The sequence below is a fragment of the Bradyrhizobium sp. USDA 4502 genome (assembly GCF_054063355.1).
On record NZ_JBSSGF010000001.1, the window covers coordinates 6,790,508 to 6,804,871 of the forward strand.

At 66.9% G+C, this 14,364-nt stretch carries 12 protein-coding genes; 5 read left to right on the forward strand and 7 right to left on the reverse strand.

Annotated elements, in window-relative coordinates; all coding sequences use genetic code 11:
• The first annotated feature begins 107 nt into the window (after positions 1 to 107).
• The gene (locus ACVW1B_RS31750; RefSeq protein ID WP_253606389.1) at positions 108 to 1,382 is read left to right on the forward strand and encodes an NAD(P)/FAD-dependent oxidoreductase; all 1,275 of its coding nucleotides are present in this window, start codon (positions 108 to 110) and stop codon (positions 1,380 to 1,382) included.
• 218 nt (positions 1,383 to 1,600) lie between these two features.
• On the opposite strand, the gene ACVW1B_RS31755 is transcribed toward ACVW1B_RS31750, so the two are convergent.
• The gene (locus tag ACVW1B_RS31755) at positions 1,601 to 2,551 is read right to left on the reverse strand and encodes an AraC-like ligand-binding domain-containing protein (protein WP_253606388.1); all 951 of its coding nucleotides are present in this window, start codon (positions 2,549 to 2,551) and stop codon (positions 1,601 to 1,603) included.
• 150 nt (positions 2,552 to 2,701) lie between these two features.
• On the opposite strand from ACVW1B_RS31755, the gene ACVW1B_RS31760 reads away from it, so the two are divergent.
• Positions 2,702 to 3,361, forward strand: a complete 660-nt coding sequence (locus ACVW1B_RS31760; protein ID WP_253606387.1) for an isochorismatase family protein — start codon at positions 2,702 to 2,704, stop codon at positions 3,359 to 3,361.
• 199 nt (positions 3,362 to 3,560) lie between these two features.
• Here ACVW1B_RS31760 and ACVW1B_RS31765 read toward each other — a convergent pair whose 3' ends face one another.
• Together ACVW1B_RS31765 and ACVW1B_RS31770 are read right to left on the reverse strand one after the other, a co-directional pair.
• Positions 3,561 to 4,787: an ABC transporter substrate-binding protein gene (locus ACVW1B_RS31765; protein ID WP_456793079.1), complete on the reverse strand. Its 1,227-nt coding sequence runs from the start codon at positions 4,785 to 4,787 to the stop codon at positions 3,561 to 3,563.
• 44 nt (positions 4,788 to 4,831) lie between these two features.
• The gene (locus ACVW1B_RS31770) at positions 4,832 to 6,034 is read right to left on the reverse strand and encodes a cytochrome P450 (RefSeq protein WP_456822715.1); all 1,203 of its coding nucleotides are present in this window, start codon (positions 6,032 to 6,034) and stop codon (positions 4,832 to 4,834) included.
• Positions 6,035 to 6,116: 82 nt separating this feature from the next.
• Between ACVW1B_RS31770 and ACVW1B_RS31775 the strand changes: the two genes are divergently transcribed.
• Positions 6,117 to 6,641 carry a MarR family winged helix-turn-helix transcriptional regulator gene (locus ACVW1B_RS31775; RefSeq protein ID WP_076831045.1) on the forward strand — a complete coding sequence of 175 codons (525 nt, stop codon included), beginning with the start codon at positions 6,117 to 6,119 and terminating at the stop codon, positions 6,639 to 6,641.
• A gap of 436 nt (positions 6,642 to 7,077) precedes the next feature.
• Here the strand turns inward: ACVW1B_RS31775 and ACVW1B_RS31780 are convergent, their stop codons facing one another.
• The gene (locus ACVW1B_RS31780) at positions 7,078 to 8,943 is read right to left on the reverse strand and encodes a feruloyl-CoA synthase (protein WP_375167047.1); all 1,866 of its coding nucleotides are present in this window, start codon (positions 8,941 to 8,943) and stop codon (positions 7,078 to 7,080) included.
• Between the two features lie 183 nt (positions 8,944 to 9,126).
• Between ACVW1B_RS31780 and ACVW1B_RS31785 the strand changes: the two genes are divergently transcribed.
• Together ACVW1B_RS31785 and atzF are read left to right on the forward strand one after the other, a co-directional pair.
• Entirely contained in the window at positions 9,127 to 9,645 is a 519-nt protein-coding gene (locus tag ACVW1B_RS31785) for a MarR family winged helix-turn-helix transcriptional regulator (protein ID WP_253606384.1), read from the forward strand.
• 194 nt (positions 9,646 to 9,839) lie between these two features.
• The gene (gene atzF / locus ACVW1B_RS31790) at positions 9,840 to 11,672 is read left to right on the forward strand and encodes an allophanate hydrolase (RefSeq protein ID WP_253609870.1); all 1,833 of its coding nucleotides are present in this window, start codon (positions 9,840 to 9,842) and stop codon (positions 11,670 to 11,672) included.
• A gap of 165 nt (positions 11,673 to 11,837) precedes the next feature.
• Here the strand turns inward: atzF and ACVW1B_RS31795 are convergent, their stop codons facing one another.
• From ACVW1B_RS31795 to ACVW1B_RS31805, 3 genes are read right to left on the reverse strand one after another with little or no spacing between them, the layout of a single operon-like run.
• Complete coding sequence (locus ACVW1B_RS31795) at positions 11,838 to 12,557, reverse strand: GntR family transcriptional regulator (RefSeq protein ID WP_225649401.1); 720 nt, start codon at positions 12,555 to 12,557, stop codon at positions 11,838 to 11,840.
• Between the two features lie 13 nt (positions 12,558 to 12,570).
• Complete coding sequence (hpxZ, locus tag ACVW1B_RS31800) at positions 12,571 to 12,963, reverse strand: oxalurate catabolism protein HpxZ (RefSeq protein WP_016845830.1); 393 nt, start codon at positions 12,961 to 12,963, stop codon at positions 12,571 to 12,573.
• Between the two features lies 1 nt (position 12,964).
• On the reverse strand, positions 12,965 to 14,362 hold the full coding sequence (locus tag ACVW1B_RS31805) for an AtzE family amidohydrolase (protein WP_253606383.1): 1,398 nt from the start codon (positions 14,360 to 14,362) through the stop codon (positions 12,965 to 12,967).
• Positions 14,363 to 14,364 lie beyond the last annotated feature (2 nt).

Sequence of the window (14,364 nt, forward strand, 5' to 3'; positions counted from 1 at the left end):
GCGATTGGGTTTTGCTATCGGGCGATCGGGCATTTCGTGTTGGAATGGGGCTGCGAATGAATACATAATCAAACGGCGAAGCCGTTCGAAACCGGGAGCGACATCAGATGACGCAAGCGCCGGCCAAACCTCATCGCGTGGTGATCGTCGGCGCCGGCTTCGGCGGCCTGGAAGCCGCTTTCGGTCTCAGAGGGGCGCCGGTCGAGATCACGCTGATCGACCGTCGCAACCACCATCTGTTCCAGCCGCTGCTCTATCAGGTCGCGACTGCTTCGCTTGCCACCAGCGAGATCGCCTGGCCGATCCGATATCTCTTGCGCGACCGGCCCGAGGTGACGACGCTGTTCGCCAATGTCTGCGGCGTCGATGCCGCGGCGAAGCGGGTAGCGCTCGACGACGGCGGCGGCATTCCCTACGACACGCTGGTCCTCGCCACCGGCGCCCGCCACGCCTATTTCGGCCACGACGAATGGGAGCCGTTCGCGCCCGGCCTGAAGACGCTGGAGGACGCCACGACGCTGCGGCGGCGCATCCTGGTCGCCTTCGAGCGCGCCGAGCGCGAGACCGATCCGGACAAGCGCGCTGCGCTGCTGACCTTCGTCATCATCGGCGCCGGGCCGACCGGCGTCGAGATGGCCGGCACCATCGCCGACCTCGCCAAGGACACGCTGCCGCAAGACTTCCGTCACATCGACACGCGCAAGGCGCGCGTGGTGCTGATCGAGGCCGGCCCGCGCGTGCTGGCAGGATTTCCCGACGATCTCTCGGCCTACGCGCAGGCGTCGCTGGAAAAACTCGGCGTCGAGGTGATGCTGGGCGAGCCGGTCACCGAATGCTCGGCCGACGGCGTGGTGTTCGGCGGCAAGAGGCTGGAGGCGCGTACCATCGTCTGGGCCGCCGGCGTGCGCGCCTCGCGCGCCGCCGAGTGGCTGAACGCGCCGGCCGATCGCGCCCATCGGCTGCAGGTCGAGCCGGATCTCACCGTGCCGGGCCATCCCGATGTCTTCGCCGTCGGCGACACCGTCACGATCAAGGATCCCGACGGCAATCCGGTGCCGGGCATCGCGCCGGCCGCCAAGCAGGAGGGGCGCTATGTCGCCGCACTGATCAAGGCCCGGCTCGACGGCAAGACACTGCCGCCGTTCCGCTACAAGCATGCCGGCAGCCTCGCCCAGATCGGCAAGAAGAAGGCGGTGATCGATTTCGGCTGGCTCAAGCTGCGCGGCTCTCTGGCATGGTGGATTTGGGGCCTCGCCCACATCTACTTCCTGATCGGCGTGCGGCATCGGATTGCGGTGGCGATGAACTGGCTCTGGATCCACACCCGCGACCAGCGCGCCGCACGGCTGATCACACAAGGCAGCAGCAAGGTCGCGCAGTAGGTACTCGGCACTACGCTAACCTGTTATCCGTCATCCCCGCGCAAAGGCTCCGCCTTTGTCGCTGGAGGAGCGCGGCACGCGCGTCTCGAAGGATCGACGGCCCCGCTAGTGGCCGTGCATCCTTCGAGGCTCGCCCAGCGCCGCAATTGCGCCGCAAGGCTCGCACCTCAGGATGACGGATAACAAGCTGTCTTAGCCTCTCAGCGCTGTACGCATTCTCACCCCATCACCTGGTGCGGCGAGCGGCCGAAGGCGGCCTTGAAGGCGCGGCTGAAATGCGAGACGTCGCTGAAGCCGAAGCTCAGCGCGACATCGGTGACATGACTGAAGCGCCGTTCGGCCAGCGCCTGATACGCGCCGGCAAGGCGCTGCTGCCACAGCCAGCGGATCGGCGTCGTGCCTTCGCGCGCGAACAGGCGATTGAGCGTGCGCGGCGCCATGTTCTGCGCCGTGGCGATCGCATCGAGATCGAGCCCGGGATCGTCGAGATTGGCCAGCATGTAGGCCTTGACCCGCGCCAGCCTTTCGTCGCCGCGCTGGGGCCCTTCGTCCGTCAGCTCGGTCTGCAGCGTCGTTGCGAAAATATCGAGCGCTGCCGCGCCAAGCCGTATCGCCGCAGGTCCGGCCGCGTCATCGAGCCGCGTCAGCCGGCGGATCAGCGATCCCGCCAGCGCTCCCACTTTCGACGCGTTGCCGACCCGCCGCGCCGTCAGGCGCTGCGCGTCCGGCAGGCGTGCGAGCAGCAGCGGCCGCGGGATCGACACCATGATCGCGCGCGCGCTCGGGGCGAATTCGAGCGTGAACGGCTGCGCCTGGTCATGCAGCATCAGATCGCCCCGGCGCATGCGGACGTCGCGGCCGCCTTGCGCGAAGCTGACCTCGCCGCGCAGCGTGAGCCACAGCATGAAATAGTCGCGCGGATCCCTGCGGACGTCGCTCGCGCTGCGCATCACCCGGATGGGGTCGGCGGCCGGCGTCGAAGACCAGATGTCGTTGATGGCAAGCGGGCCGAGATGGCGGATCGAGATCGACGCCTGGAACGCCTCGTCGGCGACGCGGCGGCATTCGGTCAGCGAGAATTCGCGGCAGGTGACGTGATGCCAGCGGTCGAAACTGTCACCCGGTGCGACAAGCGTTTGCGCGACGACTGTGTGATCTGGGGTCTGCATCGGACCTTGCTCCCGCCCAACCCGGCAGCGGGACATTCTGCGTCCAGCCCTCCCTTCTGGCAAGCAGAGACCAGCGACTGGCCGGCGCAGCCAAGAACGGCCGCCGCAGCCGGTGTAGAAAATATCTCCCACCAGGAGAGGAGGCACCATATGGGCTACCAATGCGAAACCATCGATCCGGCGCGAACCGTCATGATCGTGGTCGACATGCAGAACGATTTCGTGGCCGAGGGCGCCAAGCTGCGTTCGGCCCAGGCCGCTGCCATGGTGCCGCGGCTGGCGCAGACCCTGAAGGCCTGCCGCGACAAGGGCATCCGCGTCATTTACACCGCGCATGTGCATCGCCGCGACGGCAGCGACATGGGGCTCTATGACGATCTCTATTCGCCGATCGCCGACCGGTCGTCGCTGGTCGACGGCAGCGAGGGCGTCGAGATCTTCAACGACCTCGCGCCCGCCCCCGGCGAGCACGTCATCAAGAAGCACCGCTACAGCGCGTTCTTCGCCACCGATCTCGATCTCATCCTGCGCGAATGGGGCATCACCACGGTGATCATCTCGGGGACCACGACCGAGAACTGCTGCCACGCCACCGCGCGAGACGCCATGTTCCACAATTACAAGGTGGTCTTCCTGTCGGATGCGACCGGCACGTTCGACTATCCCGATGTCGGCCAGGGCGCCTTGTCCGCCGAGGAGGTGCACCGCGCCACGCTGACGATCCTCGCATTCTCAACCGCACATGTGATGACGGCGGCCGAGATGCTGGCGCGGGTGAAGGCCGGTGACGGAGCGGCGAAGGCTGCGTAGTTAGTCGCCAACAGCGCGCCACAAACTTAGTCGGCCTCTCCCCTTGTGGGAGAGGCCGGAACGCATGAAGCGAAGCGCAATGCGATCCGGGTGAGGGGTTGCGGTCTCTCCGGTCCGTACGCCGCGTGGAGAGATACCCCTCACCCCAGCCCTCTCCCACAAGGGGAGAGGGGGCGCAGCAGCATTCGCGGCAGCAACCTCACTTCACCAGTGAGCAGCCGCCATCGGCCAGCGGGCGGAACGCCTGGTCGGCCGGGATGGTCGCGATCAGCTTGTAATAGTCGTAGGGGTACTTCGACTCCTCCGGCTTCTTCACCTCGAACAGATACATCGGATGGATGACGCGGCCGTCCTGGCGGATCGTGGTGTCGCCGAACAGTCTGTCCTTGCCCTTGAAGGTCTTCATCTGCGGCACCACCGCCTTGGCGTCGTCGCTGCCGGTGGCGGCGACTGCGTTGAGGTAGGCGAGCGTCGAGGCATAGACGCCGGCCTGGTTGCCACTCGGCATCTTGCCGTTCATGCCGGGACGCGCGGCGAAGCGCTTTGCGAACGCGCGGGTGTCGTCGTTCATGTCCCAGTAGAAGGCTTCCAGCAGCTGCAGGCCCTGCGCGACCTTCAGGCCCATGCCGTGGATGTCGTTCACGAACAGCAGGAACGCCACCATGGTCTGGCCGCCCTGCTGGATGCCGAACTCGGCCGCCTGCTTCACCGCGTTGATGGTGTCGCCGCCGGCATTGGCGAGCCCGATCACTTTTGCTTTCGAGCTCTGCGCCTGGAGCAGGAAGGAGGCGAAGTCCGAGGTGCCGAGCGGATGCTTGCTCGAGCCCAACACCTTGCCGCCGTGCTTCTCGATGTAGTTCGTCGCCTCGGCCTCAATGCCTTTGCCGAGCGCATAGTCGACGGTCACAAAGTACCAGTCCTTGCCGCCACGCTGCATCATCGCGGCCGCGGTGGTGTTGCCGGTGGCCCAGGCGTCGTTGACCCATTGAATGGTGTTCGGCGAGCAGGCCTTACCGGTGAGATCGGAGCTCGCGGTCGACGACGCCAGGAACGTCATCCTTGAATCGCGCAGGATGGTGTTGATAGCGAGCCCGACCGCCGAGTTCGGCACGTCGACGATGGCATCGACGCCTTCGACATCGAGCCATTTGCGCGCGATCGCAGATCCCACGTCGGCCTTGTTCTGGTGATCGGCATAGACGATCTCGACCTTGATGCCCTTGCCGCCACCGCCAAAATCTTCCGCGGCCATGCGCGCGGCTTCCACCGAACCCATGCCGTTGGTGTCCTGGAAGATGCCGGAAATGTCGTTGAGCACGCCGACGCGGACCACGTCGCCGGAAATCTCCGCGCGTGCGCTGCCCGCGACGCAGGCCAATGCCAGCGCAAGTCCAATCCTAGATCGCCCAACCCCGAAGCCCCTCATAGTCTCCTCCCTTGCCTCGCTCCTCAGCCAGCTCCGATGTTTCGTCAGGCCGGCGTGATCTCGACCGGCAGGCTGCTGAGCCCGCGCAGCGTGTTGTTGAAAAGGCGCTTCGGCTCGCCGGTGATGTCGATCCTGGCGACACGACGCGCCAGCGCCGCCATCATCACCTCGCCTTCGAGACGGGCGACGAGCTGGCCGACACACATATGGATGCCCGAACCGTAGCCGACGTGGCCCGACGTACGACGGGTGATGTCGTAGCTGTCGGGCTGCTCCCAGCGGCGCGGATCACGATTGGCCGCAGCCAGGAACATCAGCACCTTCTCGCCTTCAGGAATGCTGGCCCCACTGAGCCCGACGTCGCGCGTCGTGGTGCGGAAGAAAGTCTGGACCGGACTTTCGAACCGCACGGCTTCCTCGAAGGCGTTGCGCGCCAGCGTCGGATCGCCGCGCAACCTCTGGAACTGGTCGGGGAAGCGGGCGAGGCAGTAGACGGCGGCGCCGATGCCGTTGACGGTCGTGTCGAGACCGGCCGACAGCAGCGAGCGCACCAGCAGCGGCGCTTCGGTCGCGGTAATGGCGCCGGTATCGACATGGGCGTGAATGCAGGCGCCGATGCCGCCCGGGGTGAGATTGTCGCGCTGGCATTGCTCGGCAACATAGGCCTGATGCGGCGCCGAGCGCTCGATCGCCTCCTTGCGGAGCTCGTTCGGCGGGCCGAAGGCATTGAACACCAGACTGGCGTAGGGCAGCAGATGCTCGCGGCCCTCCGGCCTCAGGCCGAGCGCATCCGGGAAGATCGACAACGGATAGGCTTCCGCAAGGTCCGTGATCGCGTCGAACCTGCGCTTCTCCAGCAGCGCGTCGAGACGGGCCTCCGCGGCGGCGGCAAATTGCCCGCGAAGCTGCTTCATCACGGTCGCCGACAACACCGTGCTCAGCACGGCGCGGGTCCGGGTATGGGCGGGCGGGTCGGCCTCCAGGATCAGGCTCGCCGGCCGCCACGGCTTCTCCTTGGAAAAGTCGCTGAGGCCGACGCCGCGGCTGGAGCAGAAGGTCGCGGGGTCGTTCAGCACCGCATGGACCTCGGCGTAGCGCGCCACGCCATAGACATTCCACTTGTCGAGATAGACCACCGGCCCGGCCTCGCGCAGCCGCTCATGGGTCGGGAATGGATCGGCGAAGAACTCGAGCGCGAACGGATCGACGTCGAGATGCGGGACGGACGCAGCTTCTGTTGCAGTCATCGGGACCTCCCGAGGTTTGATCTTGTCAACACGGGCCGCATATCTATTGCTCCCGGACAGTTTCGCAGCGATGATTTGAGAGATGAGCAGCCAGCCCCTCCCCCGAAAGCCCCGCCGGCCGAGACCGGCCGATCCCGCAGACGCCAGTGACGGCCCGCTGCTGGACCTTGATCGCTATGTGCCGGCGTTCATCACCTTCATCGGCAACAAGCTGTCGAACAGCGCCACCGCGTTTTACCAGAAGAATTTCGGCGTCAACGTCACCGAGTGGCGGATTATCTCGCAACTGGCGATCGAGCCGGGGATTCCCGCCTCCCGGATCTGCCAGGTGATCGGCTTCGACAAGGGGCCGGTCAGCCGCAACCTCGCGGCATTGCAGAAGCGCGGCCTGCTGACCATCCGTACCGCACCCGATGACGGCCGTACCCATTCGATCACGCTGACCGCGCGCGGCCGCGCCGTCCACGACAAGGTCATCGTCGCGGCGCTGGAGCGCGAGCGGCGGCTGCTGGCGTGCCTGAAAAAGGACGAGCGCGAGGTGCTGATCGAGCTGCTGCGCCGGCTGCACGAGAATCTCGGCGCCGTCACCGGGCAAAGCACGACCTGACGGCGCGGCGGGACCACGGGCGGCGCGCTGCGCCCCCACGGTCTTCGCCCGATTGTCCATGCGTGCCGTTGGCGCCGTGCTGCGCAACATTCTCCTCCCAAACGCGTGGCCGTTGACCGGCCCTGTCCCTATGGGTCCGGAAACTCGCACAGCTTAGTTGCTCTGGCAACTAAAAAGGCAACCGCGTGCAGCGCGGCAAGTGGAAGCAGCGGGGACCTGGCGGGTTGGACGGCTGAAACTTGGATGATCCGTGCCACAAACGCGGTGTCGTCCCGGCCTCCGAGCCGGGACCCATAACCACAAATGCTGATTATCGCATGTCGGCGGAACGACGAACTTTGTTCACAATATCGGCAGCGGAATATGGGTCCATGCTTCCGCAGGGACGACGGCAGTGTACGCGGCGCGCTGCTCGCGCGTCAGAAGCACAAATCGCTCACAAGCCCGCGCAGACGATCGCCTCACCCGACGCATCGTCCTCCAATACCGCCACTGCTGCGGCGCGGCGCGTCAGCACGGCGCGCTGGTTGATGTAGCCCTTGTCGGTGATCTCCCCGCCGTCGACCGAGGCAGGCTCGGCCAGCAGCAGCGCGCGGGTGGCATGGCCGGAGGAATGGCCGCCTTGCGCCTTCAGCGTCGCCAGCCCCCGCCCGATCGCGGAACGGACCGCCGGATGGCCGATCACCTCCCGCGCATCGGTGCTCTCGGGCAGCCCTGCCAACGAACGGCAGGCGGCGAGGTTCGGAAACACCAGGAAGCGCACCTCGTCGCGGCCGTGGCCGGTGACGACGATGTCCTGCGCGAGCGGCGCCAGCGCCGCGATGCCGGCGACGCGCAAGGTGCCGACGCTGACCCAGGTGCCGGAATTGAGCTTGAAATCCTCCGCCACGCGGCCGTCGAAGAACAGGCCGAGATCGGGCCGTGCGGCATCGGCGAAGGTGACGGCGTCGCCGATCTTGTAAAAACCCTCGGCATCGAAGGCCTCAGCGGTCAGCTCGGGCGCCTTCCAGTAGCCCGGCGTGACGTTGGGCCCGCGCACGCGCACCTCCAGCTTGTCGCCCGACGGCACCAGCTTGAGCTCGGTGCCGGGGATCGGCACGCCGATATTGCCGGAGCGTTTGGCCAGGAAGTGGCAATCGGTCGCCAGCGGCGAGGTCTCGGTCGAGCCCCAGGCCGACACCATCGGCAGCCGGCGACCGACCGTCCGCAGCGACAATTCCTCCAACGCGTCCCACAGATTCTGCGGCAGCGCCGCGCCGGCATAGAAGGCGAATTTGGTGCCCTCGAAGAATTTTCTGCGCAGTTCGTCGTCGGTGCGCAGCGCCGCGATCAGCATGTCGAAGCCGCGCGGCACGTTGAAATAGACCGTCGGCACCACGCTGCGCAGGTTGGCCAGCGAGGTCGCGAACAGCCCGGGCGCCGGCTTGCCGCCGTCGATATAGAGCGTGCCGCCGTTGCGCAGCACCAGGTTGAAGTTGTGGTTGGCGCCGAACGTGTGGCTCCACGGCAGCCAGTCCAGGATCACCAGTTCCTCGCCCGCTTGCTCCAGGAACGTCCAGGTCTGCGCCTTGGCCTGCTGGCTCGAGGTCAGCATGCGCTGGGTGTTGATCACGGCCTTCGGCGTGCCCGTCGAGCCCGAGGTGAACAGGAATTTTGCGATCGTGTCCGCCGTCACCGCCGCGAACGCCTTGGCGACCCCGGGCGCTTCCGGCGTGGCAGCGACGGTACGGAACGACAATGCGTCGGCGTCGTCCGGATTGCCGCTGACGATGGTTGCGCGATGCAGCGGCTTGATTGCGGCAAGCGCCGCCGCGAACGGCCTTGTGCTTGCTACGTAGATCGCGCCGGGGTCGAGCAGCTCGATCATGCTCTTCAGCTTGTCGAAGTCTTTCGACATCAAGGAATAGGCCGGCGAGATCGCGGCCGAGGGCACGCCGACATGCTGCGCGGCGAGCGCGAACAACGCGTGATCGATGCCGTTGTCGGAGAGGATGACGAGCGGACGTTCCGTGCTCAGCCCTTGCGCTAGCACCCACGATGCGGCCCGCCGCACGATGCCGAGCGCGTCGCGATAGCTGACGGTGCTCCAGGGCGCATCGGCATTGGCGCGCTCGCCGAGAAAGATGCGATCCGGCGCCTGCCGCGCCCAATGCTCCAGCCAGTCGCCGACACAGCGGGCGCCCTGCTTCAGCGGCGTGGTGGAGCGGACCAGGATGCTGCCGTCGTTGCGGCTGACCGCAACGATCGCGGGCGTCGCGAACAGGCTGCCCGGATTGTCTCCGCCGGCGGCGGCCATCGTCATGGTTTCCTCCTCGCCCAAGTCTTGTCACCCAAGTCTTGTCACCCGTGTCTTATCGGGATCGCGCCGCAACATGGTGCGGCGCCGCGGTCCCGGCCGGGCTCTTTGGTCATAATGTTGCGGACATCAATTGTTGTCGTCAACAACAATCTTTCCCTCTCGCCTTGGGCACGCTAGCCTGGGCTCATGGCAGGCCAGCAAAAGACATCGCGCAAGGCGGCAGGAACGGCAGCGGCAATCCGCCGCGCCCGGTCGCATGGAGCAAATGGCGGGGCGGCCGGCGACGACATCGGCCTCGACGCGCTGGTCGGTCACGCCGGCTATGCGGTGCGGCGCTTCCAGCTCTGGATCTTTCAGGACTTCATCAAGACGCTGGCGACGGTCGATATCCGTCCAACCCAGTATTCGGTGATGACCGTGATCGGGGCCAATCCTGGCCTCAGCCAGATGGCGGTGGCAAAGCGGCTCGGGATCGAGCGCGCGCGGCTGGTGCATCTGCTCGACAGCCTGGAAGACCGCGAATTCGTCAGCCGCGTCCCCTCCGCGACCGACCGCCGCTCCCATGCGCTGCATCTGACCGCGCGCGGCAAGACCGCGCTGGCGCAGTTCAAGCGGCTCGCCGCCGAGCATGAGCGGCATGTCGCGGAGAAGATCGGCAAGGAAAATCGCAAACAGCTGCTGCAGATCCTCGCCTGCTTCACCTGACCTCGCGACGAGATTTCGGCTTGACCAGAGCTGCCTCTAAATTGGGCAGATGCTCTCTCGAGCGAGCCTACGTCCGCTCCCGACGAGCATTTCAAGCAACTGATATTGTGCAATAATCCGCCGCGCGACGGACGCGGGTGAATTGTACACAATGGCACATTGCTTGCTTCGACCAGGCTGCAATTCCCTTGCGGATGGCATCCGACGCCTCCCGCTCACGAGATGAGGCCAAGCACGTGACTGAAACTGTCGCCGCGATCGTCGCCGCGCACCGCGCCGGGACCATGACGCCGGCCCAAACCGTGGCGCGCAGCTACCAGCGCATCCGCGAGCACAACGACCCCGCCATCTTCATCAGCCTGCGCGACGAGAAGGATGCGCTTGCCGAGGCCGGGCGGCTCGCCGATCCGACGTTGCCGCTCTACGGCCTGCCGGTCGCGGTCAAGGACAATATCGACGTCAAGGGCCTGCCGACCACCGCCGCCTGCCCGGCGTTCTCGTATCTGCCGGCGCAGGATTCCACGGCGGTCGCCAAGCTTCGCGCGGCCGGCGCCATCATCATCGGCAAGACCAATCTCGACCAGTTCGCCACCGGTCTGGTCGGCGTGCGCTCGCCCTACGGCATTCCCAAGAACCCGGTGCGCGGCGATCTGGTGCCGGGCGGATCGAGCTCGGGCTCCGCGGTCGCGGTCTCAGCGGGCCTGGTGCCGCTTGCGCTCGGCACCGATACCGCGGGCAGCGGCCGCGTGCCGGCGATGCTCAACAACATCGTCGGGCTCAAGCCGAGCCTCGGGCTGATCTCGACCACCGGCGTCGTGCCGGCGTGCCGGACGCTCGACTGCGTCTCGATCTTCTCGCTCACCGTCGACGACGCGCTGGCGGCGCTCGCCGTCATGTCCGGGCCGGATGACGCCGATCCGTACTCGCGCGGCGACCGGCCGCTGGCCCCACTGGCAAGCTTTCCGGCCAAGCTGAGGCTCGGCATTCCCCAAACCGGCCAGCTGAAATTCTTCGGCGATCACGAGGCCGAGAAGGCCTATGGCGAGGCGTGCAAGCGCTGGCAGGCGCTTGGCGCCGATCTCGTCGCGTTCGACCTCGCGCCGTTCTTCGAGACCGCGCGGTTGCTTTATGAGGGTCCGTGGGTGGCGGAACGCTATCTCGTCATCCGCGACCTGCTCGCGTCGTCGCCCGAGGCGGTCCATCCGGTAACGCGCGAGATCACCGTCGGCGGATCGCGTCCGACTGCCGCCGATACTTTTTCTGCGCTGTACCGCCTCGAGGCGCTGCGCCGCATTGCAGAGCGCAGCCTTGCGCAACTCGATGCCATCGTGTTGCCGACCGCCCCGACCGTCTATTCCACCGCTGACGTGCTCGCCAATCCGATCGAGCTGAACTCGCGGCTCGGCACCTACACCAATTTCGTCAACCTGCTCGACATGTGCGGCCTGGCGCTGCCGGCAGCGATGCGGCCCGACGGCGCGCCGTTCGGCATCACGCTGCTCGCCCCCGCCGGCCGCGACGCCGAGCTTGCCGGCATCGGCCGTGTCTTCCATGCCGACTCCGAACTTACCCTCGGCGCCAATTCACTTCCGCAGCCGCCGCTCACCGCCATACCGACGCAGGCCGGCTCCGACGACATCACCATCGCGGTGGTCGGCGCACATCTCTCCGGCATGGCACTGAACCACGAGCTGACGACGCTCGATGCGCGCCTGCTGGAAGAGGCGGTCACCGGGCCGGATTACAAGCTCTACGCACTCGACACCACGCCGCCCAAGCCCGGCATGCTGCGCATCGAGGCCGGTGCGGGCCATGCGATCAAGCTCGAACTGTGGGCGATGTCACCGGCAGCATTCGGAAAGTTCGTCGCCGCGATTCCGCCGCCGCTGTCGATCGGCACGATCAGGCTCGCCGACGGACGGCAGGCGAAGGGCTTCATCGTCGAACCCGCCGCGATCAACGGCGCGAAGGACATTTCCGCCTATGGCGGCTGGCGCGCATTCATGGCGGAGAGGGCGAAAGCCTAGCCGCAGCGGAAGTGCGCTCCCTCGCCCCGCTCTCGCGGGGAGAGGGTGGGGGTGAGGGGCATCTCTCCGCGCGGAGGACTATCGAGAGACCTGTACCCCCTCACCCGGATTGCGTCTGCGATGCAATCCGACCTCGCCCCGCAAGCGGGGAGAGCTAAGGAGAAGCTACACCGACACCGCGTAGGTCTCGTATTCCCCGCGCACCTGCTCGATATGGGCACGCATCGCCGCGGCGGCGCCTGTCTTGTCGCCGCGCATGATGGCGACGACGACGCGGTCGTGCTCGGCGTGGGACTTTGCCAGACGGCCGAGGTTGCGGAACTGGGCGCGGCGGAACGGCTGCACGCGCACCCGCGTCGCCAGCGTGATCTCGGCGATGTAGGCGTTCTGCGAGCCGGCATAGATCGCGTTGTGGAAGCGCTCATTGACCTCGTGGAACCGCTCGGGATTGCCGGTATAGCTCAGCACCCGCAATTCCTCGTGGATCGCTTCCAGCGCATGGCGCTCCGCCGCCGTCATCCGCTCGGCGGCAAGGCCGGCGCAGATCGCTTCCAGCTCGGCCATCGCCTCGAACATGCCGGTGAGCCGTTCAAGCGAGGGCCGCGCCACCACGGCGCCGCGATGCGCGCGGGCATCGATCAGGCCGCTGGCGGCAAGCTGCCGCAGCGCTTCGCGCACCGGGGTGCGCGAGACGTTGAAGCGCCGCGCAAGGTCGGTTTCATCGAGCCCGGCCCCCGGCGGCAGCGTGCCGCGCACGATCTCGTCGGCAAGCTGCAGCCGCAATTCCTCGGCGCGGGTGACCTTGTCGACCAGCGACGACGGCCGATCGATGCGGCGCACCGTCATCTCGGATTCTGCGTCCTGCGGCAGATCGTCCAGGCTCATCCTCGATCGCCCTTCAAGCACCTTTGGGTTCATCGATGACGCTGACATGGGCCGCGACGATTCTCCAGCCCTCGGGAAAGCGAATCCACGTCTGCATCTGCCGCCCCACTCTACCCGGTGCGCTGTCCCGGTAGAACAGCGTCGAGGCGATCGCGGTGTCGCGGCCATAGGTCGTGATCACGGTCCGCTCGATCTTGCGCATCAGCCCGACCGGCGAGCGTCCTGCGCGAAACGCCATGATCTCGGCATAGCCATAAAGGTTCTCGCCAATGCCGTAACGCAGCGTGCGGCGGTCGTCGCGGAACAGCTCGTCGAGCACCGCGACGTCGTTCGAGACCAGCGCCTTCTCATATCGCTGGAACTGCGCGGTGACCTCGGCGACGACGTCGGGAAGATCGATATCCATATCAGAGCCCTCTCGGCGCCGGCGCGGCCGCAACGCCCCTCTGTTCCAGCGCGTAGGCGACCCGCAGCGCGACGTCCTCGCGCCAGGGCGCCGCGATGATCTGCACGCCGATCGGCATCGGTTCAAGCGGCACCGGCACGGCGACCACCGGCAGGCCGATGAAGGAGATCGGCTGGGTGTGGATGCCGATATTGGCGCGCACCGGAAGCTCGACGCCGTCGAGCGTGAAACTGGCCTGACCGATCTTCGGCGCGGTGCACGGCGTCGCCGGCGCCAGGATCACGTCGACCGACTGGAACAGCTCCAGCACCCTGGCGCGATACCAGCGGCGGAATTTCTGCGCCTTGTCGACATAGACCGCCGGGATCATCGCGCCCGCAATGAGACGGTCGCGCACCGCCGGATCGAAATCGTTGGGACGCTTGCGCAGGCGATCGAGATGCAGCGCGGCACCCTCGGTGGTGGTGATGATGTAGGCCGCGGCGCGAGCGCGCGCCGCTTCGGGAAGCTCCACGGTCCGCGCGGCACCGAGTGCCTTCGCGACACGCGCGACCGCCTCTGCCGCCTCCGGAAACAGATTCTGCTGGAAATAGCCGCCGGCGATCGCAACCCGCAGCCCGCCAATATCGTTGGCAAGCAACGGCACGGTCGGCTCGACCGACTGCACAATGCAGGCCGGATCATCGGCATCAGGCCCCTGCATGGCGTCGTAGGCGAGCGCGAGGTCCTTCGCGCTGCGCGCCAGCGGGCCGAGATGATCGAGGCTGGCGACGAACGGATAGGACCGCGCGCGCGACAGCCGGCCGTAGGTCGGTTTCAGGCCGAACGTGCCGCAGAACGACGACGGCACGCGGATCGAGCCGTTGGTATCGGAGCCGAGCGCGATCGGCACCAGCGCGCCGCCGACGGCGCTGCCCGAGCCGCCGGAGGAGCCGCCGGTCATCCGCGCCGGATCATGCGGGTTGCGCGACGGGCCGTCATGCACATTCTCGCCGGTGAAGTCGTAGGCGTATTCGCCCATGTTGAGCGCGCCGACCAGCACCGCACCAGCCGCCTCCATCCGCTCGATCAGCGTCGCGTCGCGCGACGACGGCGGCAGGTCGCGGTTGATCTTCGAGCCGGCGCGGGTCGGAAGACCCTGCACGTCGAAGAGGTTCTTGACCGCGAAGGGGACGCCGGCGAGCGGGCCGACCGGTTGACCGGCGGCGATCGCGGCATCGACCGCGCTGGCCCCGGCACGCGCGCGATCGGCGGTGACGTCGGTGAAGGCATTGAGGACCTTGTCATGCGCTGCGATCCGCGCCAGCGCAGCCTCGGTCGCGGCAAGAGCCGTGATCTTGCGGCTCGATACCGCCTGCGCGATCTCGGCGGCCGACATGGAAGCGGGAGTTTCGGACATCG